General features: G+C 53.6%; 19 protein-coding genes. 16 read left to right on the top strand and 3 right to left on the bottom strand.

The features are described from left to right. The first annotated feature begins 674 nt into the window (after nucleotides 1–674). From HQL52_16505 to HQL52_16465, 9 genes are all read left to right on the top strand, one after another. On the top strand, nucleotides 675–2,648 hold the full coding sequence (locus HQL52_16505) for a hypothetical protein (GenBank protein ID MBF0371052.1): 1,974 nt from the start codon (nucleotides 675–677) through the stop codon (nucleotides 2,646–2,648). A 165-nt stretch (nucleotides 2,649–2,813) separates the two neighbouring features. Beyond that, nucleotides 2,814–3,554 carry a protein phosphatase 2C domain-containing protein gene (locus tag HQL52_16500; protein ID MBF0371051.1) on the top strand — a complete coding sequence of 247 codons (741 nt, stop codon included), beginning with the start codon at nucleotides 2,814–2,816 and terminating at the stop codon, nucleotides 3,552–3,554. Nucleotides 3,555–4,410: 856 nt separating this feature from the next. After that, complete coding sequence (locus HQL52_16495; protein MBF0371050.1) at nucleotides 4,411–5,175, top strand: heme-copper oxidase subunit III; 765 nt, start codon at nucleotides 4,411–4,413, stop codon at nucleotides 5,173–5,175. 20 nt (nucleotides 5,176–5,195) lie between these two features. Further along, nucleotides 5,196–6,023 (top strand): SCO family protein, encoded by an 828-nt coding sequence (locus HQL52_16490; GenBank protein ID MBF0371049.1) that lies wholly within the window; start codon nucleotides 5,196–5,198, stop codon nucleotides 6,021–6,023. Beyond that, nucleotides 6,023–6,751 carry a cytochrome c oxidase subunit II gene (locus tag HQL52_16485; protein MBF0371048.1) on the top strand — a complete coding sequence of 243 codons (729 nt, stop codon included), beginning with the start codon at nucleotides 6,023–6,025 and terminating at the stop codon, nucleotides 6,749–6,751. Before HQL52_16490 ends, HQL52_16485 begins: the two co-directional genes overlap by 1 nt. Continuing rightward, nucleotides 6,748–8,355: a cbb3-type cytochrome c oxidase subunit I gene (locus HQL52_16480; GenBank protein MBF0371047.1), complete on the top strand. Its 1,608-nt coding sequence runs from the start codon at nucleotides 6,748–6,750 to the stop codon at nucleotides 8,353–8,355. The genes HQL52_16485 and HQL52_16480 overlap by 4 nt, the downstream gene beginning before the upstream one ends. After that, nucleotides 8,342–8,494 (top strand): hypothetical protein, encoded by a 153-nt coding sequence (locus tag HQL52_16475; protein ID MBF0371046.1) that lies wholly within the window; start codon nucleotides 8,342–8,344, stop codon nucleotides 8,492–8,494. Before HQL52_16480 ends, HQL52_16475 begins: the two co-directional genes overlap by 14 nt. A gap of 106 nt (nucleotides 8,495–8,600) precedes the next feature. Beyond that, on the top strand, nucleotides 8,601–9,470 hold the full coding sequence (cyoE, locus tag HQL52_16470; GenBank protein ID MBF0371045.1) for a protoheme IX farnesyltransferase: 870 nt from the start codon (nucleotides 8,601–8,603) through the stop codon (nucleotides 9,468–9,470). Between the two features lie 67 nt (nucleotides 9,471–9,537). Continuing rightward, nucleotides 9,538–10,194, top strand: a complete 657-nt coding sequence (locus HQL52_16465; protein ID MBF0371044.1) for an SCO family protein — start codon at nucleotides 9,538–9,540, stop codon at nucleotides 10,192–10,194. A 517-nt stretch (nucleotides 10,195–10,711) separates the two neighbouring features. Here the strand turns inward: HQL52_16465 and HQL52_16460 are convergent. Then, a complete protein-coding gene (locus HQL52_16460) occupies nucleotides 10,712–11,587 on the bottom strand; it encodes a hypothetical protein (protein MBF0371043.1) in 876 nt (291 codons plus the stop codon). Nucleotides 11,588–11,830: 243 nt separating this feature from the next. Here HQL52_16460 and HQL52_16455 point away from each other — a divergent pair, with 243 nt between their 5' ends. Next, nucleotides 11,831–12,643 carry a CbbQ/NirQ/NorQ/GpvN family protein gene (locus HQL52_16455; protein MBF0371042.1) on the top strand — a complete coding sequence of 271 codons (813 nt, stop codon included), beginning with the start codon at nucleotides 11,831–11,833 and terminating at the stop codon, nucleotides 12,641–12,643. Nucleotides 12,644–12,649: 6 nt separating this feature from the next. Beyond that, nucleotides 12,650–14,776 carry a nitric oxide reductase activation protein gene (locus HQL52_16450; protein MBF0371041.1) on the top strand — a complete coding sequence of 709 codons (2,127 nt, stop codon included), beginning with the start codon at nucleotides 12,650–12,652 and terminating at the stop codon, nucleotides 14,774–14,776. Between the two features lie 42 nt (nucleotides 14,777–14,818). On the opposite strand, the gene HQL52_16445 is transcribed toward HQL52_16450, so the two are convergent. Continuing rightward, nucleotides 14,819–16,387 (bottom strand): YdiU family protein, encoded by a 1,569-nt coding sequence (locus HQL52_16445; GenBank protein ID MBF0371040.1) that lies wholly within the window; start codon nucleotides 16,385–16,387, stop codon nucleotides 14,819–14,821. A 280-nt stretch (nucleotides 16,388–16,667) separates the two neighbouring features. Here HQL52_16445 and HQL52_16440 point away from each other — a divergent pair, with 280 nt between their 5' ends. The 5 genes from HQL52_16440 to HQL52_16420 all read left to right on the top strand — a co-directional run bounded on the left by HQL52_16440 (nucleotide 16,668) and on the right by HQL52_16420 (nucleotide 21,470). Beyond that, nucleotides 16,668–17,822 (top strand): response regulator, encoded by a 1,155-nt coding sequence (locus tag HQL52_16440; protein ID MBF0371039.1) that lies wholly within the window; start codon nucleotides 16,668–16,670, stop codon nucleotides 17,820–17,822. Nucleotides 17,823–18,044: 222 nt separating this feature from the next. Further along, complete coding sequence (locus tag HQL52_16435; GenBank protein MBF0371038.1) at nucleotides 18,045–18,851, top strand: M48 family metallopeptidase; 807 nt, start codon at nucleotides 18,045–18,047, stop codon at nucleotides 18,849–18,851. A gap of 160 nt (nucleotides 18,852–19,011) precedes the next feature. Then, nucleotides 19,012–19,659, top strand: coding sequence for a hypothetical protein (locus HQL52_16430; protein ID MBF0371037.1), 648 nt, complete (start codon nucleotides 19,012–19,014; stop codon nucleotides 19,657–19,659). A 175-nt stretch (nucleotides 19,660–19,834) separates the two neighbouring features. Continuing rightward, complete coding sequence (locus HQL52_16425; protein ID MBF0371036.1) at nucleotides 19,835–20,209, top strand: hypothetical protein; 375 nt, start codon at nucleotides 19,835–19,837, stop codon at nucleotides 20,207–20,209. Nucleotides 20,210–20,336: 127 nt separating this feature from the next. Next, complete coding sequence (locus HQL52_16420) at nucleotides 20,337–21,470, top strand: serine hydrolase (GenBank protein MBF0371035.1); 1,134 nt, start codon at nucleotides 20,337–20,339, stop codon at nucleotides 21,468–21,470. Nucleotides 21,471–21,583: 113 nt separating this feature from the next. Here HQL52_16420 and HQL52_16415 read toward each other — a convergent pair whose 3' ends face one another. Then, on the bottom strand, nucleotides 21,584–22,918 hold the full coding sequence (locus tag HQL52_16415; GenBank protein MBF0371034.1) for an HlyD family type I secretion periplasmic adaptor subunit: 1,335 nt from the start codon (nucleotides 22,916–22,918) through the stop codon (nucleotides 21,584–21,586). Nucleotides 22,919–23,321: the final 403 nt, after the last annotated feature.

Raw genomic sequence — 23,321 nt, 5'->3', positions numbered from 1 at the left:
TCCCCGGATGATGACTCGGTCAAAGCAGGAATATTTGAAATTGATGTTGGGTTTGAACTGATTCAGAAATAATTTCACGATACCATCCGTTGCTGAGGGCTCTATCGTGAACTCGGAATCCGGAAGGCTCAAGCCTTTGGCGCGTTTTGAACTTCAGTTCGTTAAGATTTGGCGCAATAGAGAGCGGGCTGGATGGGGGGCGGAGGTGGGTGTTGGCTGATTAAGGCAGGTAAGGCACGATTTTTGAATTGATTTTTTGTTCAGCCCAACAGGTTTTTGTTCCAGGCGCTTTTTGGCAAGGTGGCTGATTGAACTCCGGAGATATTTTTTGAAGGCCTTCAATCTGCCTCTGACCAGCGACCAAAAAAGCAATAAAAACTTTATGTAAATCAATGGATTTTTCTGAAAACAGGGTATTGATTCATAGCTGAATAAAGGACAAAACATCCAACCTGGCCCCTTCCTTGTTTCAAAATAATCTTGGGAACTGCCCCCTCAGCTGAACTGAATTCCATTGTAGGGGTGAGCGGCGGTTGACAGTTGGTTGCGTTGAGGAGACCATCATCCATGATTAATGATGGTTTTGAGGAAGTTCCACCAAGGGCTCCCCAATATTGTGGAGAGGGGTGCCAAACCGTTTTTTTCTGGGCGCATTTCCAGGGAATTCCAGAGCCATGGCCGACGAAACCAAAAGTAAGTTAAAAAAAGGCGAATATCTCCTGGGGGATCCCATGCTTCTGAAGGGGATGCGCCTTTCCCAGGATGTGACTGCCCCCGGCACCCAGGCACTTTTGGTCCGCCAATATACTCCCCTCACCGATAAACTGATCAGTCAGCTGCGGACCCGTGGGGTCGAGACTGTTTTTGCCGAAACCATCAAGGAAAAATCGGTGGTGGCGTCGGTGGAACACATGGAAAAAATGTTTCATGTGATCGAAGAGATTGCCGACCAGGCCATGGGTGATGTCGAAGATATGGCGGAAGCTTTTCAGACCAAACAGGATGTGCAAGCCCTGGAGGATCTGGTTCGAGACAATCTGGACGATATCGAAGATCTTTTCAGCTCTGATCCCACCGAAAAACTGGTAGCTCTTACCAAACACCACGGCAGCACCGCCCGCCACTCCATCGTCGCCAGCTTTCACATGATGGCCCTGGGGCGGGAGTTGGGTTGGTCTGACAGCAAAATTGTCCGGGCAGCCGTGGCGGTATTCAACCACGATGTGGGCAAGACCAAAGTCAAACTGGAAACCCTCGATTGGCCGGGACGGCTGGATAATGAAAAATGGAAGGAGATCCAGTGCCACCCTCTCTTCGGGGGGCGCTTGCTCTACCGACCTGGCAAAAAGCCCGACCTCACCATGTTGTCGGCGCTGCTGCACCACGAGTGGTACGCTGAAGTAGAGGGCAAGGGCTATGGGGGGTTGACCCTCTTTGTCGATTATCTGAAACGTACCGCCAAGCTTGACATCCGCAAGATCGTCTCGGAACTTTCCCCGGACGATCTGGAGATCATCCAGGCAGCCTCTCTGGTGGATATGGTCTCAGCCCTGGAGGAGCGGCGTTCCTATAAGCGGGAGCTGGACTCCTTCAAGGTGTTGGTCATCATGAATTCCGATGCCAAGCTTGGTCATTTCAGGCCGGAACACTTTGCTGCCTGGAGCCGGATCTACCATCGTCAAAACCCTATTTTATTGCCCCTGGGGCTTCGGGTGGCCCTGCCTCGGGAAAAAGAGCGCCGTCTCTTCAGACCTTTGAAAATCAAGAAGGTCAAGCCTACGCCCCTTCTGACCTATTATGAGCTGGAACAGCTGGATTTTCTCCCCGCCTTGCGCAACGTCGGCATGGATGTGGAGCGTATTCGGCGGCGTGGCGGTTTGGCGCTTTCGGTGGTGGATATGATGCGTCGGGACAAAAAACTGAGCTTTGACTGCTCTCCCGAAGCGATTGCCGCCCAGGGGGTGACTCTGATGAAGGAGGTCATCATCCCCGAAGAGCAGGTGATTGAGCTGAACGCCTGGCAGGAGTGGTTGACGGTTGAGGAGTTGGAAAAAAGTGGCCTCATGGGTAAAGCCCGCAGTGCCCAGCTGGATACGGCGCTTATCAAGAAAAATGGTGGGATTAAACCGAATCGGTTGAGCAATCGCAGCATCACCCTCAACGAAAAAAAGCTGGAACGTTTGGGTATCAAGATACTCAAGGATTATACGGTACGGCTGCCAGCCAGCGAAAACCGCTTAACACCGGAAGATCTGGAAAAACTTGGCGTGAGCGAAGCCGACCTGAAAAAAGCGGGCTGTCTGGATCGGGTCAAAAAGGTCAAGAGTGGCGTACCCATGGCGTGGTTGGCCAGTCGGGGGATCACTTTTTCCAATGCCGACCTGGCCAAGCACGGTATCGACCCCATCCGTAAGGTGTTTTACGACATTCAGGTCTCCCAACAGATCAGCTCCACCCGGGCCAAATTTATTTTTCTTCGGGAAGGGGATGACCTTAAAGCCGTTCAGGAGGCCAGCGAGCGCAAAGAGCTGGAGACGATTCAGCACCATCTGCTCAATGTGATCGGGGAGGTGGTGATGGATTTTTCCGATCTGGTCTCCATGCCGGATCTGAGCGGTTTGAGAATGGGGCGACATTGGGGTGAGTAGGAGAAATGGCTGGCTCCACCCCTTTAATCTGCTTTTTCATTTCCTTTTTAAGATGGGTTAACCTGCCAGAGGTGGTGGTTGGTGTTGGATTTCGAGGAGTGAAAACGCACTCCCGGAGGCAATGGGGCTTGGCGCCCTGAAGATAATCCACTCTTGAGCCAGATAATGATTCACGCAGCCTACGCCATGGTTTTGGGACCCCGATTTCGCCAGGAGGATTGTCTGCTGGTGGATCAAAAGGTGGTCCAGAATAAGGAGATGGTTGCTCCCCAGTGGATAACGGTTCCCCAGGAACAGGCCCTTTTCGCTGTGGCGGACGGCATCGGCGGGGGGGAGGCGGGGGATTGGGCCAGCCGCTCTGTTTGTCAGGCGTTCGCCTCCTGGAACGGCGTAGGGGTTTCAACCTTTTTGCAGCAGGTACAAGGCCAAATCGCCACAGCGGCCAAACCCGGCTATTCTCCGGGTTCAACTCTGGCTGGATTGTTGGTCGATGGGGAGCAAGTGACGGCCATCGGGGTGGGAGACAGCTTTGTCCTCCGGGTGGGAGCCGCTGGCATCGAGCCCCTGAATCACCCCCACTCCTGGGTTCAGGGTCAGCTTGACAAGGGCCATATAACCCCCGATGAAGTCAAAGGTCACCCCTATCGTAACGTCATTACGCTGGGATTTGGGGCCGCTTTTGCTGCGGCATGGGGCAAAGGCAGACCTGCTCCTTCCATTGAAACCCACTCCTGGCAGCCGGGTGAGGGGTTTTTGATTTGCTCCGATGGTCTGGCCACTGTTTTGGAAGCGGCTGATATCGATACCTTGCTGGAACCCCTGGGATTGGATGCAGCCCAACGTCTGCTTGAGCGGGTACGGGTAACAGCGACGGACAATGCGGCTTTTATTCTGCTTTGGCGCTAAATCAGGGTTTGGGTGAGTCCATCATCTGTTTGAGAGATGATTGGAATATTGTCTCTATAATTTGTGTGGAATGCCCCGGGCAGTCGCCCCTTCAATCCTTCCAGCTTTTCTCTTCCAGAGTGCAACAACCTGGCCTCCAGCCCATTTTTTTCCATCCAACCGCTTTTTTCACATTTCCAGGCCATCGGGATCCAACGGTGGTTTGATGTTTTTTATACCTCTGCCGCAACCACGTTGTTGTGCTGATTCAGCCCCTCTGGGGATGCTTGATCCACTTTCGGTGGTCACTCCTTCGGCTCAAGCTCTCTCCAGCTTGTCTTGAATGCTTTCTAACAATCCGTTTTTTCAGGCACAAGATCCTTTGTAAGCTTCTATTGACCCCATGCTACCAGATCTGAGGGAGAGCTCTGAAAGTGGCCTTTTGAATGATTTCAAAAGGGGGTGAGTCAGGGACTTCCCGGGGGTTGGGGTTTTCTGTAGAGGAAATTTTGATATTTAGCAATAATGGGATTGACTTTAAATTTATGTGTCCAGTATGATCCTCGGGTTCAGATTGTGTGAAATGACCTACCAAAACAGGTGAAATAACCCACTTAATAGGTGTCATCAATCCTTTTGGTGCTGGATCGAAGTGTTTTCCTGAACCACATTTGAGTGCGATAGAGAGTGGGGTTTTGCTGTCAGAGTCCTGGCAAATGGGTGATCTGGGTATGGATTGGATTTTTTGATAATTAATTTTTTGTTTTGATAAGTAGAATTGTTGAGTCCAGTGTCGGCGTACCAGTTTGTTTTTTTAAGGAATGCGCCTCCAATTGGGGAATCCCGCTCACAAGAACAGACGTAGGAGAGGCTAACAATGTCACAATCCACCACTGCGGAACATGCCCATCACTGGGAAGTCAGCTGGGCCCCCATGGCTGTCACGTTTGGCATCCTGTTTTTGGTCCCTCTGACCTTTGCGGCATATTTTGTTTATGAAGATATCCAGCAGACCATGATCTTTGCTGGATTGGGTACCCCTCTTCTCCTGGCCGGTATTGCCAAATGGGTGCAGGAAGGATTGACCCAAAAGCCGCTGGTGGAAGGGCTTTCCCCTTCGGCACTGCCCTATTTTATCATTTCGGAAGTGTTCATCTTCCTGGGTTTTTTCGTGACCTACTGGACCATGCGGCTCTCCGCCGGCGATGTCTGGCCTCCGGAAGGCACTCCGGAGATGAACCTGTGGCTGCCGATTGTCATGACGGTCATCCTGGTCACCTCCTCCTACACCTACCATATTGCCGAAGCCAAATATGAGGAGGACAATCTCAGTGGATTCCGCAACTGGTTGATGATCTCCATCCTGTTGGGTGGGATCTTCCTGGGCTGCACGCTCTATGAATACAGCCATCTGCTGCATCTGGAATTTACCCCTGATACCAACGCCTACAGCACCGCCTTCTACTCCATCACCGGTTTCCACGCCTCTCACGTGATTGTGGGCCTTGGGGTGTTCCTGGCCGTTTTGATACCCGCTTTCGGTGGTAAGACCAACAAGCATTTCATCTTTTGTGCCGGTATGTATTGGCACTTTGTCGATGTGGTCTGGTTCTTCGTTGTTTCTCAGATTTACTACTGGTAGCCGAGAGTTGGAATGAGCTTGTGACCCGATTTACCATTCAGTTTTTGGCTATCTGTCTGCTTCTGCTGGGAGCAGTGGATGCCCAGGGGGAATATTTCCGCCAGAAGGAGTCGGATATCGATCCCAATGTTTTTCGCATCAAGGAAGCGGATTTCATGGGGGTTCGATTTGACCCCAAGGTGGAAATCATCGATGAAAATGGTGGAACCCTGAAAATGGGGGATCTGGGTGGCAAAGCCCTGATATTGGTCTGGTCCTACTACACCTGTGACGGTAGCTGCTCGGCCATCAACCAGGAGCTGAAATTGCTGCTTCAGGAGGTGGAGGAGAGTCAGGTCATCGGTCGTGACTTCAGGGTGTTGACCCTCTCCTTTGACAAGGAAGACACCCTGGAGACCTTGAAGGAATTCCGTAAGCAGTTGGTTTTGCCCCAAGGGTGGGAAGAGGGTTGGACATTCGGGCTTTTAAAAGAGCCTGAGCAGGTAGAGGAGTTGACCGGCAAGATGGGGTTTAAGTTTTTTTGGGCGCCCCAGGACAAAACCTTCTACCACCCCAACGTCTTTATCTTTCTCTCCCCCGAGGGGCGGGTGACCCGCTATCTCTATTCGCTGACCAACAGCGAAAAGGATATGAAACTGGCCATTCTGGAAGCCCGCAAGGGTGAATTCAAGGTCAACGAGGTGATCGATTTTGTCGTCGGCCTTTGTTACAGCTACAACTATAAAGAGGGGCGTTATACCTACAACATCCCTCTTTTCGTCGGATTGGGGGCTCTGTTTGTGGGCATCTCCCTGCTCACCGGATCTCTGCTGTTTTTCAAGAGGAAATACAATAAGGAGGGTGCCTGATGAAAGTATTGTTAGCGGCATTGACCGGATCTGGATTGATCCTGTCGTCCGTCATCGCCAGAGCCGAAGAGGCCGCCTATGCAGATCCGGTGGAAAGTTGGGAACAGCTATGGTCAACGGTGCTGTTCGACCTGTGGATCATGGGGATCATCTTTGGTGCTTTGGCCGTTCACTGGCTGATCAAATATAAAGCCAAGAGCCCCGATGACGTAGGCGATTCGCCGTCGCTCTCCCGGGCGCAAATGTGGTCTTGGGCGTTGATTCCCGCCTTTATTTTCATGGCCGATGATTTTTATCTGGCTGCCAAGGGTTGGACGGTCTGGAACACCTACCGCAACGTGCCGGAAGGGGCCATGGAAGTGAAGGTTACCGGCAATATGTGGTATTGGGAGTTCGAATATGAGGATGGCACCACCTCTTCCTATGATGTGGATGGAAAAGAAGGGGATGGCCTGGTGGTTCCAGTGGGAACTCCAGTGGTGCTGCGCATGACCTCCAACGACGTGATCCACTCCTTTGGTTTGACCAAATACCGGGTCAAGGAAGATCTGATGCCGGGTCGTATCACCTATATCTGGTTTAATCCCAAGGAAGAGGCTGAGTCTTGGGTCACCTGCGTGGAGTTTTGCGGCGTTCTGCACTCTCGCATGTATGCGCCCGTCAAGGCGATTCCCCAGCCCAAGTTTGACGAGTGGCTTCAGAAAAGAGCGGAGGAGGAAAACGCATGAGCGCCCAATCGGAAAAGTTTAAATTGAGCGAGTGGATCTTTACCACCGACCACAAGCGGATCGGGGTTCTCTACCTGATTGGCTCCATCGCGGCCTTCGGCATTGCCGGTATCATGGCCCTTTTGATTCGGATCGAGCAGTCCAGTCTGGGCCCCACCCTGGCCGACAGCGCCATGGATGCCGGTAACCAATATAACGTCTGGCTCTATTTTCATGGCGCAGCCATGATCTTGGGTTTTTTGATTCCGGGGCTCACCGGGTTTGCAGCCAACTATTTTCTACCGCTGATGATCGGGGCCAAGGATGTCGCTTTTCCCCGCATCAATGCCTTCTCCGTCTGGCTCTTTTATACCGGCATTATCGTCGCACTCCTGACCTTCATCGTGCCCGATGCCCCGGACATCATGTGGACCGGCTATCCGCCCTATTCGTTGGTGACGAGTGGGAACACAGCCTTTTACGTCTTTACGGTTCACCTGCTGGGCTTCTCTTCCATCTTGGGTGCGGTCAACTTTTTGGTCACTGTGATCTACATGCGGGCCCCCGGCATGGGTTGGAACCAGCTCAACATGTTTGTCTGGTCCACGGTGACGGCTTTCGTCATCCAGCTGGTCTTCGTGCCGGTTTTGGCCGCAGCCGTTACCATGCTGCTCTTCGATAAATATATGGGCACCCACTTTTTTGATCCGTCAGCGGGTGGCGATGTCCTGCTTTATCAGAATCTTTTCTGGTTCTACTCCCATCCAGCGGTCTATGTGATCCTGCTGCCGGCTCTGGGTATTCTCTACGAGATCGTCGCCACCTTTAGCAAAAACCGCATCTTCAACTACAAGGCCGGTGTCTATGGCGGCATGTGGGGGACGGTTTTGATCTCTGGTGAAGTGTGGGTGCATCACCTCTATGTTTCGGGTATGCCCAACTGGATCCGTATCGGTCAGATGGTCAGTACTCTTCTGATCTCCATACCGGTGGGGCTTATGGCGATCTCCCTGTTCGGCACCCTTTATCGGGGTTCCATCACCTTCTCCATCCCGATGAAATATGCCGTCGCTTGCCTCTTCCTCTTCCTGGTCGGGGGTTTGACCGGTATTCCGCTGGCTATTACGGCTCTGGATCTCCACCTTTCGGAGACCTCCTTCGTCCATGCCCACTTTCACTACATCATGGGTATTTTCGCTACTTTTTCGGTGTTTGCCGGGGTTTATTACTGGTTCCCGAAGATGACTGGCAAGATGACGGACGAAAAACTGGGTACCATCGGTTTTTGGCTCAACTTTGTTGGTGTGAACATCACCTTCATCCCGCTCTTTATCATCGGTATCGACGGCATGCCCCGGCGTTACTGGGATTATGAGATGTATCCCCAGTTTGAAAACTGGCATTTTGTCGCCATGCTGGGTGCCATCATGATCGGTACCGGCATGGCTCTCACCATCTTCAACTGGATCAAGAGCGCTATCAACGGCGAGGCTTCTTCGGCCAACCCCTGGCGCTCTGCCTCTCTGGAGTGGACCCATACCGTCAATCCCCCTGGCCCTGGCAACTTCCTGGAAGATGTTAAGGTGAGCGAAGAGTGGACGCCATACGACTATGCCAAACGATAATACCGGTAACGATACCGGCAACGATTTTGGCGGCAAGGCTGGAAAACGCAAACGTCTGATAGCCGCCGGGTTGATGCTGCTCTTTTGTTTCGGCATCTATCTGTCCATCTACTACAAGGTTTCGGTCTACGGCCCTTAAGCCTGACCACCGCCAACCTGATTCAGATCCGGCTCCCCCCCTTCGCTTACACATGGAAGGAGGGGAGCCGATAAGCTTGAAGCCCTCCACTTCCAGGCATCCTGACATGGCGACCCACATTAAAAATTATATCGAACTGCTGAAGCTGCGCATTGGCGGCATGATCGCCCTTACCGCAGTGGTTTCCTACCTGGCCATGGCTCCGGAATATTCAGGGGTGCATCTTTTGCAGTTGGTTTTGGTGATGCTGCTGGGGGCTTCCAGCTCGGCTGTTTTCAACCACTGGTATGATCGGGATATCGATCGCATCATGCCCCGCACTGCCAATCGACCTCTCGCCCGTGAAGCTTTGCCCCATGCGGATCACGCCTTGTGGCTGGCTGGGGGATTGTTGGTTTCGGGGGTGGGGCTGGCGTATCAATTTTTTAATGTGGCCGTGGCGATCCATCTCTTTTTGGGCGCTTTTTCCTACGGCATCGTCTATACGGTGTGGCTGAAGCGGCGCAGTCGTCTTAATATTGTCCTGGGGGGGCTTGCGGGGAGTTTTGCCGTGCTTTCCGGGGCTGCTACGGTGTCACCTGAGCTGACCGCACTGCCTCTCTCTTTGGCGCTGGTGCTCTTTTTCTGGACCCCCTCCCATTTTTGGAGCCTGGCCATCCACCTCAAGGAGGAGTATCGCCAGGTGGGGATTCCCATGTTGCCGGTGGTGGTAGGAGAAAAACAGACCGCGCTCTTTATCTTCGTCAACAGCCTGATGCTGGTGGCCGCTTCCATGCTTCCCTACCTCTATCACCAACTGGGGGGGATCTATCTATTGGGCGCTACGGTAGCTGGTGTGCTGTTTTTGATCGGCAACTGGCGCATGATCCAGCTTCCCACCCGGGAGATGGGTTGGTCCAATTTTATCGGCTCCATGCGCTATCTGGGTATCTTGTTCGTGGCGATCGTGATAGATGTCAACTTGACGTTGGTCTGATATCGATTTGTTGCTTTGGATGGGGGCTTTCCCAGTCGGATAGCACCTTTTGACAGGAGGCCCCACCATGACCCAACCCCAACAGAGACAGAGGCCGCCCCTGTTTCAGCTGGCTATCGCCGGGATATTGATCCTGGTTGGGGTGGTTTCCGGCTATCAACTCTTCAGCCACCAAACCGAACCAACCATTCCGGCTGAAGAAGCGCTCCGGGGAGTGGTCCTGCCCCAACCAATCCCCCTGACCCCCTTCCAGTTGGTGGATCATTTGGGTCAACCCTTCGACCTGGAAAGGCTGAAAGGGCGCTGGAGCTTTCTTTTTTTCGGCTACACCCACTGCCCCGATGTTTGCCCCCTCTCCATGAGCCTGTTGGTGGAGATGTATGGGCACTTGCCCGCTTCCTCCCAGATATTGGCCGATACCCACACCTATTTTGTCTCCGTGGATCCCAAGCGGGATACCCTGGCAGTGTTGAAGGATTACGTGCCCTATTTTCATGCCGATTTTATGGGGGTAACGGGTGGTCCTGAGGCGCTTCGGGGGTTCAGCAAACAGGTGCATGCCATCTATGAATTTTCCCCGGAGGTGGATGGGGAGTATAGCGTGGACCACTCCTCGGCTTTTTATCTGATTGATCCTGAAGGGCGTTTTTATGCGCTGTTTCAGTCCCAGTTTCACAACCCTGAGCAGATGGCGAAAGCCTACCTGCAAATTCGCGGTGGCTGACCCATCGGGTTTTATAGCAATGCCAATCAAGAACTGGGCACATGCCGTTGCCCTTTTGCCGTCATTCCCGTGAAGCGTGAAGGCGGGAATCCAGGGTGTCTAGCGCGAACCTTTCCAAACCTTCAGTAACTTTCTGCAAAATAAGCAACTTACAGAACATTCAGTTTTTTATCGAGGGCCTCATGATCTCCCTGGATCCCTGCTTTCACGGGGATGACGAGCCAGGGAAGAGTATTAGGTTTTGAGGTGGAACTACTCTGCGAGAGGTTTTTGGTTCGATCAGAGGAGGTATGGTGGGGCAGGGAGGTGGGTGTGAAAGATCTTCAGAATGAGGGGGTGGGGATTGGTTGTTCTGTCGGAGGCGGATGTGGGGATGATGTGTGTGTAGCCCCCCCACTGGGGATGCCACACGCAATCGTGGCATCCCAGTGGGAAAAGCATTTATGGCGCATCCAAAGGCGGAGATGGAACTCCCCGGGAGTGGTCGGACTCGAAGAGCTTGAGTTCGGACCGTGGATTAATTACACCAAGCCCCTTGTTTGACCCATCGGGTGAGGATTTGGATGTTGGGGTGGTTGATATCTTCACCGGGGCTGATGCCGGGGGGCATGCGGTTGGTGGTCAGCCGTTGATAGAGAGGGCTACGCTCGGCATCCCCGGGAATCACCACCGGTTGGATGGGCAGGCCCTCTTTTTTACGGCTTTTATAGAAGGCTCCCCGCATGATATTGCGATGGCTGGTGAGGCTCAGGCCGTTGGTGCTGGGGTGACATTCAGTACAGGGAAACTCTCCCCCAAAGGCGTCTGGACTGCTGAAGAGGGGCAGGACATTTTTATCGAAATGCTCCCCCTTTTTAGCCCCATCGTTGATCCAGTTTTTGACTGTCTCGATGGCTGGGCTGTCCACATCCTGAAAGAAGGGGGAGCCCAGGGGCATCCGGTTGCTGGTCAAGCGCTGCACAAGAGTGCTCTCTTCCGGGTTTCCCGGCAGCAGGACTGGCCTGGGGGGCTCTTCGGTAGAGCCTCGGAGCATCCCTTCGCAGGTGGAGAGATCCAAACCACGATAGCTGTGTTCGGGCTTGTTGGAGCTGTGGCAGACGATGCAGGCCGGGCCCTCACCAAAGGCGTTGGGGGTGCGCATCAGGGTGGCGATATAGTCATAGGTGATGGGAATATCCCGGTTCAGGATCAAAATATCCACAGCGGTGTGGTCTCCGTGGATATTGAATTTTCCCTGGCGGATGGCCCGATACATTTGAGACGTCAGGGAGCGGGTCTCTTCAGAGGTGATCGAGGTGGGAGGTGGGGGTTCTTCAGCTGCCTGGGCCGGAAGCGTGGCGAAAATGAGCGTGCAGAGTGCCAGTAGCGTCATCAAGCGTTGAGATGGGATCATGTGGGTTCCAATTCTCTGGAATTTTTGGGGGAATTTTGGTTCGTTTTTGGGCGGTTTGTCTTGTTTTTTAGTGTGCATTCATTTACCTGATTTTAAATGAGTTTTCATAACTCACCCACAGGTATCCTAGTCATGATTTTTCCAGCATGCAAGTAGGAATACCTGGGCTTGGACAGATCCTCGCCGGGGGAGTTTCCAAGCCCTGTTTATCTGGATCGACCTGGCCCAGCCAAAGGAGTCCCTATGTCCTCATCTGTTTTGGCGGTAGAAGAAAATCGCATTCTTGACGAGCCCTATTTTGAGCCGTCAGGTAACGAAATCAATCTCTTTACCGCAGCCTGCGACAACCATCTGCCCCTGCTTTTGAAAGGCCCCACCGGTTGTGGAAAAAGCCGCTTTGTGGAACACATGGCCTGGCGGTTGAAGCGTCCCTTGATCACCGTCTCCTGCCACGAGGATATGACCGCGACCGACTTGGTGGGGCGTTATCTGGTGGTGGGGGGGGAGACGGTCTGGCAGGACGGACCTCTCACCCGGGCGGTGCGTCACGGCGGTATCTGCTATCTGGATGAGATTGTCGAGGCCCGCAAGGATACCACGGTGGTGATCCATCCTTTGGCCGATGATCGGCGGATTTTGCCCATGGAAAAGCTGGGAACGCTGCTCACGGCGGACCCGGATTTTTCCCTGGTGATCTCCTACAATCCCGGCTACCAGTCGGTGTTGAAAGACCTGAAACAGTCCACCCGGCAGCGGTTTGTCGCCATGGCCTTTGATTATCCCGAGGCGGAGCTGGAAGCGGTGATCATCCAAAGGGAAGCGGGCTTGGCTGGGAAAATGGCGGCCTCTCTGGTCAAGTTTGCCCATTTGACCCGCAACCTCAAGGGCAACGGCCTGGAGGAGGGGGCCAGCACCCGGCTGCTGGTTCATGCGGGCAAGCTGATCCACGCCGGCCACACCCCTGCACAAGCGTGTGCGGCGGCTATCACCCAGGCGTTGACCGACGATCCGGAAATGATCGCGGCGGTGGATGCCCTTTGTGAGTCGATCTTTTAAAACCCCATGGCCACGGATCCAAACCAACTGGGGGTAGATGAGCTGGAGGAGCAGCTGGAGGAGGTTTTGGAGGCGGCCCTCTCCTCCCGGCGCACCGCCATTGCGCCGGCCCGGGAACTCGCGGCCCGATCACCCCAAAAGCAGCAGGCGATGCTCCACTGGCTGCCGATTTTGGCCAAAATCAATCCGGAGATGGCTTTTCAATGTGCCGCGCGGATGTCACCGGTTTTGGATGATCTGGAGATCCCGGACCTGGAACGCTGGTTGGAAGCGGTGATGGACCGCTTTGACCGGGAGGGACTGCAATCGGCTTTGTCGGTATTGAAAAAGGGGCCACCGGTATCAAGCCGGTCAGCAGGTGCGGTGTTGCTGGCTGATATCAGCGGGCTGCTTGGGACCTTTGTCGTAGGGCTTGGGGGGCGACGTCTCGGGATGGCCGAGGCCCATGATTCCCATACCGATACCGAAACCATTTTCTTGCCTCCAGCCATGGCTCTGGCTGACAGTGAGGCGGACAATCTCAAGCTCTACCGCGCCCTGACTGCTCACCTCTGGGGGTTGGGACGCTTCGGCACTTTTTTTCCGGAGCTTCCCCAGACACTGGCCCATTGGCCCGATATGGAGGTGGCCGCCCGGGTTTATCTCTCCTTGGAGAGGTGGCGTATCGATGCTGTTTTGGCGCGTCAGCTACCGGGTTTGGGGCGAGTGATGGCCTCTTGGCAAGGTGCTCATGCGTTCTCGGAAGCGTGGCAACCCGCGATACAGGAGCTGGCCCACCCCGGTGCGGATCGCAACCGTTCCTTAGCTTGGTTGGGGCGGCTCTACGATACGCCCATTCCCCCGAGGTTGCCCTACCACGGAGCTGATCTCTACCAACCCGCCGTCGTGAGGATGCAGGGGCGTCTGGAGCAGGAAAAAATTCTCTTTCGCAAAGCGGTGGGTGAGGTGGGGCAGCTGCGTCAACCCATTCGCCTGCAGGCCATCGACGCGAAGAGCCCCCCGGAGCCTTTGTTGGAGCTGGAAAGCTGTCCCGAAACCCTCACCTGTGCGTTGCGTCTGGATGGTCAACCCTTGCTGCCACCGGAAAACCTGAAAGCCCTCGCCACCTCCATCCTTCAGGATCTGGGTGAGATCCCCCCGGAATATCTCACTGCTGCCGGGTCCGGTGGTTATTTGACCGATGATCTGCCACCAACCGCCCAAGGAAAGGAAAAAGGTGGGGCTGGTCAATACTCAAAACAGTCCGAGGAGGGGCGGATTTGGTATGACGAGTGGGATTTTCACCGTAACAGCTATCGCAAGAGGTGGTGTCAGCTTCGGGAGCTGGAAATTTCGCCATCGGATGATCCTATCGTGGTGGAGACATTGAAAAAATATCACGGCCTGTGGCAGGGGATTCGCCGCAGCTTTGAAATGCTTCGGGGTGGGGAGCGCTGGCTCAAGCGGCAGGAGCGAGGGGATGAGGTGGATATGGATGCCCTGGTGGAGTCCCTGGTAGAGGCCAAAAGGGGGCAGGAGATGGATCATCGTCTGTTTCAGAGCCGGGCGCGTAACGACCGGGATGTGGCGACCCTGATTTTGGTGGATATGAGCGGCTCTACCAAAGGGTGGGTTAATGACGCCATTCGGGAAAGTTTGGTGCTGCTATGCAAAGCGTTACAAGTGCTGGACGATCGTTTTGCGGTTTACGGTTTTACCGGCATGACCCGCAATCGCTGTGAGCTTTATCACATCAAACACTTCGAAGAGGCCTATGGAGAGGAAGTAGAACGTCACATTGCCGGCATCAAGCCCATGGAATATACCCGCATGGGGGTGTTTATCCGCCACACCAGCCAACTGCTCAACAGCCAGGAGGCCCGGATTCGACTGCTGATCACCCTGTCGGATGGCAAGCCCGAAGATTATGACAGCTTTCGCAACGGCTATCGGGGGCAGTATGGCCTGGAAGATACCCGCAAGGCGTTGCTCGAAGCCCGCCAAACCGGCATCCACCCCTTTTGCATCACCATCGATACCGAAGCGAGGGACTATATGCCCCATCTTTTCGGTCCAGGCCATTATGTGGTACTGGATGACGTGCGCTCACTTCCCCTTAAAATTACCGATATCTATCGCCGCTGGACCACCTGAGCGGTTACGGGTCAGCGCCTTTGCTGCATACTTTCGCTGGGTTTACGAGCTGCACGACAACATCGAGCAGCCCGGTTTGTTTCGTGCCCATTCAGGCCGGATGCCATACCAATGGGCATGTTCAGGTTGATGATCGTAGGGGGTTTTCAGAACCTCAAGCAGCTCTCGTACCAGCTGATGATCCCCCTCTTGTGAACGCTCAATGGCTTGCTGGGCAATATAGTTGCGAAGCACAAAACGGGGGTTGACCTGATCCATGCTTTGGCGGCGGCTCAGCCCATTTTTCCCGAAAAATCCCTGGTTTACCCGTTGGGAATAGCTTGCCAGCCACTGGGAAAAAGGCACCCGATAACGCTGAAACAGCTCCTCCCGATAGAAGGCCGGGCGTAAGGTGTCGATATCGGCTGAAGCGATATCCACCGTGGCCAGACGCCGGAAAAAATCGGTCATATCCACCTCGGCATTGTGGAGCAGCGCAAAAGCCCGCTCAACCAACTCCGAGTCGCTCTTTTGCCAGCTTCCCCAACCAAACTTGGTGGCCAGCATGATCTGGAATTGCTCAAAATAGAGGGCATCATAACGGGTCAGCCCAGCGTTGAGCGCTGACGATTCCATCAGGGGGGATAAAGCTTCAGCCAGCCGCTCCAGATTCCAGCGGGCGATCTCGGGCTGGCGGCCATAGGCATACCGGTGTTCTTCTGAGTCGGTGGTGTTGGGGGTCCAGTTGGCGTCGAAATGGTCGATCCAGCCATAGGGACCATAATCGATGGTGAGCCCCAGAATGGACATGTTGTCGGTGTTCATCACCCCGTGGACAAATCCCACCCGCAGCCACTCCACCATCAAACGGGCGGTGCGTTCACACACTTGAGTAAACCAGATCTGCCGACGTTCCGAGGTGGATTCAATGTGGGCAAGTTCTGGAAAATCCCGGGAAATGGTAAAATCAACCAGTTGCTCCAGGAGTTTATTTTCCCCCCGTTTGGCAAAAATTTCAAAATGACCAAAACGGATGAAAGAGGGGGAGACCCGGCACACCACGGCGCCTGGTTCGTGGCGGGGATGGCCATCATAAAACATATCCCGGGTGACGGGCTCACCTGTGGTGATCACACTGAGGGCACGGGTGGTGGCAATGCCCAGGTGGTGCATGGCCTCGCTGCATAAAAATTCCCGAATCGATGAGCGCAGCACAGCCAGGCCATCCCCCCCTCTGGAGTAAGGGGTGAGTCCGGAGCCCTTGAGTTGCAACTCCCAGCGCTCCCCAGCCCGGTTGACCACTTCCCCAAGCCCGATGGCCCGTCCATCCCCCAATTGTCCAGCCCAGCGACCAAATTGATGCCCCCCATAGCAGCTGGCATAGGGTTCCATGCCGTGGGCCAAGCGATTGCCGGAAAAAATATCGATAAAATCAGCCTGTCCGGTCTCTTCCGGGGTCAGTCCCAGCAGTTCAGCGACTTCTGAGGCGTGGGCGACCAACTCGGGGGATGTCACCGGTTTTGGCTTCACAGCCGACCAAAATGCACCCAAGACAGGCCGGGTATGGGGAGAATCCTTGGGATCTTTGGGAAGCTCTTTGACAGTGCGATTGTCAAAGTTGAGAGAGTTGATCATTTTTTAGGTTGGCTTTTCGGTAAGGGATTGATTGGATCTTGTTAAAATCAGGTATCATCTCTTTTGTTCCCCCTGGCGTGGCAAAGTTCCGGTTGCGCTCGAACAGGATCTATTCGTTGGGTCTCGTCAAGTGACTTTCCAACGTCTGATTCGGTTCATCTGCCATGGTTCATGGGGTCGATCTCCATTGCAGGCTGGAAATGCTGGCTGTTATTTTGTTTTGTATTCTCAAGTTCTTTGAAAATCCCGACCCCAGAAGGGGAGTGGAGATGGTGCTATGGATGAAAACTCGAAAAAGCAGACCCTCTTGTTGGTGGATGACACCCCGGCACACATCGATGTTTTGGTAGCCAACCTGGGTCAGGAATATCGCCTTCTGATCGCCCGGGATGGCCTCTCCGCCCTTAAGATTGTCACCCATGGCTCTTCTCTGCCCGATTTGATTTTGCTGGATGTGCGCATGCCGGAAATGGATGGCTATGAGGTGTGCCGCCAGTTGAAGCAGATGGAGAAGATCAGGGAAGTTCCGGTTATTTTTGTGACTGCTGAAGCTGAGATCGAGGATGAGGCCAAGGGGTTTGCCGCAGGTGGGGTGGATTATATCACCAAGCCGGTCTCTCCACCGATTTTGAAGGCCAGGGTGAAAACCCATCTGGCGCTGCTTGATGCCCGTCAATCTGTACAAAAACTATTGCAGGAAACCCTCGCCGGCACGATTCATCTACTCACCGAAGTCCTGGCATTGGCCAACCCGGTGGCCTTTCGTCGTACCTCCCGGATCAAGCGACTGGTGCGCCATATGGCCAAAGGAATTGATCGCGTTGACAGCTGGCAGTTCGAACTGGCCGCCGGGCTTTCCCAGTTGGGGTGCATCACCCTGCCTGGAGCCACCCTGAAGAGGATTTTCGGTGAGGGGAACGTTTCCAAAAAGGAGTTGGACCGTTTTGCGGCCCACCCCGGGATCGGCAGTCGCCTGCTGGAACGGATCCCCCGTCTGGAGAAGGTGGCGCAGATGATTGCCGAGCAAAACGAACCCCGCCCAGGCCCCTTTTGGGATGATCCCAAAGAGCGTAATGCCGGTGTCCTGGGAAGTCAGCTCATCAAGATGGCTTTTGATTTTGAACGGCAACGCACCAAGGGGGTGCCACCAGAGGAAATTATCCAGAAGATGGGGCGCAAGCCCGATCTTTTTGATCCGGCCCTGGTGAAAATTTTGGCCAGCCATCCCGATTTTCAGAGCAATGAAAGGCGGGTCACCCTGAAAGAGCTGACCACCGATATGATCATTATCCAGGATGTCCTCTCCCAGAGCGGTGAAAAAATTCTCCTCAAGGGAACAGAAGTGACGCCACCGATTCTGGAATTTATCACAGCCAGCGCGGGTGATGAGGGTATCCAGGAGCCCTTGTTGGTGCAGCTGGTCTCTTCTTGAATTTTTGCAACCTCTATACTCCTCAATGGGCTCCAACCCGTGTGGGCGTTAGGCGGATTGGAGAGAGACCCTGTCCCTTGAACTGGTTGTGTTGCCACTCCCTGAAAGGGTACCTTGCAAAGGGAAAACAAGTGTGTGGGAGACCCTGGGGTAAGCAGCCGGAGGGGAGGGGCTCCTGATGGATGGCCGTTTATAATCACAAGCCTTGGAAAGAGTGGAAAGATGAAACTTCAAAAAAGCCTCGTGGTTCCTTTTATGTTGGCTACCCTTCTGACCGCTTGCGCCGATGTTCCCATGACCGGTCGTCAGCAGCTGCTGATCATTCCAGAATCCCAGATGAAGCAGGCGAGTTTGGCGGCTTATGATGAACTGAAAAAAAGCGAAAAGGTGGTTTCAAACACCCGGGATGCTGAAATGGTCGAGGGGGTGGGGAAGCGATTGCAACAGGCGGTCGAAGACTATTTTGTTGAGCACGGCATGCACAATCAGATCCCAAAATATCAGTGGGAATTCAGCCTCTTTGATAACGATGAACCCAATGCTTTCTGCATGGCCGGGGGCAAGGTGGGGATCTATACAGGCTTGCTGCCCATCACCGACAACGAAGCGGGCCTGGCTGCGGTCATGGGGCATGAGATCGCCCATGCGGTGGCCAGCCATGGTCGGGAGCGGGCCAGTCAAAAGATGGCGACGCAGTTGGGAGGGAATCTGCTGCAAAAGTTTATGGGTGGCAGTTCCGATGGTGAGGTGACGAGCTTGGTTATGGTCGCCTATGGGGTGGGGGCACAGGTAGGGGCTCTGCTGCCATTCAGCCGACTTCATGAAGCTGAGGCAGACCGCATGGGCTTGATCTTCATGGCTATGGCGGGCTATGACCCCCGGGAAGCGCCTCTGGTTTGGGAGCGCATGAAAGAGCATGATGGTGGTAAAGAGCCCCCGGAATTCATCAGTACCCACCCTTCCAATCAATCCCGTATTGATGAATTGAATCAGCTGATGCCGGAGGCTCTGACTTATTATCAAAAATAGTCCCAAAAAAAGAGTAGCACGGGACGATCGCACTGAAAAACCGTCGGTTTTTTTCCGGGTATGGGGGAGGGGGCTGTGGTGGCGGGTTGGCTTGGTATCCCAGTCGGATAAAATCCTTTATCTGATCTGAAACCATTCCCAAATCATCAAAGGAAAAAACATGAGGGAACAGAGCCGGGCTCTTCTTTTTGAAAGCATTGTCAACAAGGTAGGGCTCTCCGGGAATGTGGACCAGATTCAGTTCCGGGGGGATGTCTCCATCCGCGAAACCGCCCCGACCCGGTCGAGATATGCCAATTTTTTTGACGACCATCTCGATCTGCTGGTTAAAAAATTTCAGAGATTGCTGCTGGAAACAGGGGTCTATCACCTGGGAATTGGTTGTCACAACGGTGAGATCGTTACCCGGCGGGTTTACGATCCCTTTACCTATGAAGTTCACAGTATTGAGCGGTTTGTGGAAAACAACTATATCGAGAGGCAATTTCCGGGCATTTCCTACCCCAAAAAAGTGGAAGTGATTCGCAAGGTCAATCAATTTTTGGAGCAGTCCGATCTCAGGCTCAACCTGAGTGAAGAGTGGCTGGAGGTGCTGACAGAGTCCAACGCCAGCTGGCAGCCCATGGGCGTGTCAGAGATCAAGAATACCCTCTCTCATCTGAAAAGCCTGAGAACGGTTGAGGACTATTATCTTCGAAAAATGACGATCTGTTTGATTCAAAATATTGTCGAGATGCAGTTTAACTGTGATGGTACGGTGATCGTCCGGGCTTCGTTCATCGATCAATTTATGGCACAAAATTTTTAAATTCCAATGGACTCAGGGTGATGGCCTGAAAAGATTTTTGGAATCATTCCGGGATGATTCTGCCCATGCTCCTGTTCGGGGTGTGGTATCCTGTTCAGCTTATGCCAGTGTCGTGATTGGTTTACCGTTTGATCCCCAATGATCGCTTTTTTTACTTCAGAAGGAGAAGAAACAGATGAAAAATATTTTTGCCTTGCTCGTGGCCCTGGGGGTTGGGTGGGGCACTACCCCTGTTTATGCCGACGACAAGCCTGCCATGGATAAACCTGCTGTGGACAAGCCTGGCGATATCAGTAAAAAACCTCGCATTAACAAAATTTTGACAAAAAATTTTAATGAGACCGATAAGGATGGCAATGGTGAGGTCACCTATGCGGAGTTTGAGGAGCGAGCCCTGCTGAATTTAAAAAAGCGCTTCGAAAAAATGGATCAGGATCAGAACGGGACTCTGACCCTGGAGGAGATCGACACCCACAACAGAGAGAAAAGGAAGGCCAAAAAAAACAATCGAATGAAAATCAGAGCAAAGCCCAACAAAGCGGAAGAGTAATCACTGGCAGGATTGAACCCAGCGCTTGAAATGGTTCGTAACCACCCAAGCCAAGTGCAAGGGGCTCTATTTGGTCTTGGTGGGGGAAGAGGAGGGCCTTTGCCATCTTAAAGGGGGGAGGGTTTTCATGTTGGCAAAAGTAAACGTCGCTGAAACCAAAAAGCCTGCCTGGCGGGTTTGGGCCGTTGGTCAGAGGTGCTTGTTGGGCTCAATTCTCTGGGCTTTACTGCTTCTCCTCTCCACACTTCCCGTTGGTGCGGAAGAAGCCCAGTTCAATACTTTGAGCACCTTCAACTCCCAACGGGTCTACACCCCCGGTCAACATTGGCATAAGGCGATTCATCCCCGAATGCTCGGCTGGTCTGCCAAAAAACTGGACCAGGCCCAGCGCTATGCCCAGGAAAAGCTCGCCTCCTCAGCGGTAGTGATTGTGGATCGGGGGGTGGTGGTGGCGGCCTGGGGAAAGCCTGCCGAGCGATTTTTGCTCAATTCCATCCGCAAACCCCTCATGGGAGCCCTTTTTGGCCTCCATGTCGCAGCGGGTCACATCGATCTGGATGCCGATATGAAGCAGTTGGGGATCGATGATATCGAGCCCCGATTAACGCCACTGGAGCGCACGGCCCGGGTGCGGGATCTTTTGCGCAGTCGCTCCGGAGTGTATCACCCTTCGGCGTATGAGCCGAAAAAGATGAAAAAAAACAGGCCTGCCCGGGGAAGCTATCTGCCAGGGACATTCTATTTTTATAATAATTGGGACTTTAACACCCTGGGGGGGATTCTGGAGCGTGAGAGTGGGACAGGGATTTTCCAGGAGTTTGATCGTCGCATCGCCACCCCCTTGGAGATGGAGCACTATCGGATTAAGGATGGGTATTACAAACGGCAGCAGGCCAGCCTCTATCCAGCCTATATCTTTCATATGAGCGCTCTGGATTTGGCCCGCTTCGGCCTGCTTTATCAGCGGGAAGGAAAGTGGCGTAATCAGCAGGTTGTTCCCGCTGACTGGGTGCGACAAAGCACCAGCCTGCCTCCGGGGGAGGATGCTGCCAAAAAGGGCTATGGCTATCTGTGGGTGGTCTATCCCTGGGGGTTTACCCATGGTGGGTCAGGGGGGCAGCGGCTTCAGGTCTATACCGAGCGGGAGCTGGTGATCGTACACTTGAAAAAATTAAACAAGGGTGAAAAACGTTTGAAAAGCAAGGCGATCGAAAAACTGTTCGAAAAAGTTCTGGAGGCCAAACCAGCCCCGAAAAAATAATTTTTCCAGGAGCTGCCGGGCTTTGTTTTTGGTGCTTGGCCCAGAGGATATGCCCCAGGGGATGAAAGGGGTGGTGATCCCCTGCCCATGACAGATGCAAGGGGTTCAAACACTCAGCGCTCTTTAAAGGCGTCGTGTATGGTGCGGGTAACAGGCCGGAACAGGGTGGCAAAAACCGTGTTTTCCCCAAGAGAAATATCCACCTGAGAGAGCATGCCGGGCAGGATTGGATATTTGCCGGGCTCATTGCCGATATGGTTTTGGCCCAGCTCCACAATGCCCTTGTAGTAGGGTTTGCTGGTCATTTCATCCAGCATGGTGCTGGGGGAGACGGAGATCAGTCGGCCAAACATGGAACCGAAGTGGGAAAACTCATAGCTGCTCATCTTGACCACCACCGGCTGCCCGGGGGTCACGCGACCGATATCTTCCGGGGAGATGCGCACCTCCACCCGAAGTTGATCATCCAGGGGGACAATGTTGACCAGAGTGGCACCGGGAGGAACCACCGTTCCTGCGGTTTTTACCTGGAGTTCCTGGGCGATACCCCGTACCGGAGAAAGAACATCCAGGCGGGTGACACGATCTTCCATCTGGGCCATGGATTCCCGCAGTTGGGTTGATTCGTTGATCACCACACCCAGCTCGCTGTTGGCCTCCCGCTTGGCGTCGGCGACGATTTTTTTGGCCCTGTTTTGGGCTTCGGTCAAGGAGCTCTTGATGTTTTCAATCTGTTTATACAGGCGTTTGACCTCTCCCTGGGCAGTGACATTGGCCCGTATGGTTTCCAGATAAACCACCTTTGAGATCGCTTTTTTTTCCACCAGCTTTTTGCGGATTTCCACCATATCCGCAGTCAGCTCCACCTGCTTATGGGCGATCTGCAGGTCATCCTGAACCTGTTTCAACTCCGATTTGCGCTGTGCAATCTGGGCGTTGACCATCGACTGGTTACTGCTGAGAACATACATCTGATCCTGATAAATGCGTTGCTGGGTAGCGACCAGGTGGCCGAAACGGGCGTCGATGGATGAAAAATCGGGTTTTTCCCCCGCCTCAAAGGCGCGAAGGCGAATGGCTCGGGCTTCCAGTCCCTTTAAACGCAGCTCAGCCTCGGCTTTTTCAGGCAGGGCCTGATTGGCATCAAAGCGAAAGAGAACCTCTCCTTTTTGCACCAGTTTGCTTTCATGGACCAAAACTTCCGAGACGATGCCCCCTTCCAGGTGCTGCACCACATTGACAGACCCGCTGGGGATCACCTGGCCGCTGACGTGGGCCACCTCCTGAATTTTGGCCTGGGATAGCCAGATGATCAGGGGGAGCATGATTATTAAAGTGATGTAGAAGCTGCGACGGATTAAAAATGAAACCCCGGCATCTTTCAGATTACCGGTCACTTCCAGAGCCCGGATTCGGGAGGGAGACGGATGTTTTTCAAAGAGTTTCATGAGTTTTTTTCGCCAAAAAGAGACCTGTTCGCCCAGAGCCGTCCAAATAAGACAGATTCGCCAATGGGCTGCATCGTAGTGCCAAAGGAGAGGATGATGGCACCGAAAAAAACCGATCCGGGCTGCCCCTGATTAAACTTGATCGGTCTATCCTGAAAGAGACTTTGGCAATATGCTCCTGGAAGAGTGGCTCATCCGGAATGTGATTGCCTGAGAGCCTTGTTACGTCGGATCGGGTTTTGCAGTCAACAGGCGTTGGGATTTAATTGGTTTGCTTGTCGATGGATGGGGTTGATGTATCTTTTGAATTCGTTCTGTTTCAGAGGATCAGGGACACGTCAAGCTCCAAGGCATCCTCTTGAAAATATTGACGTTTCAATCAAATCCATAATCGGAGTCAAGA

Source organism: Magnetococcales bacterium, assembly GCA_015232395.1.
Taxonomy (GTDB): domain Bacteria; phylum Pseudomonadota; class Magnetococcia; order Magnetococcales; family JADFZT01; genus JADFZT01.
Note: the sequence above shows the minus strand (reverse complement) of the source record. Positions and strands in the feature narration are given on the sequence as shown.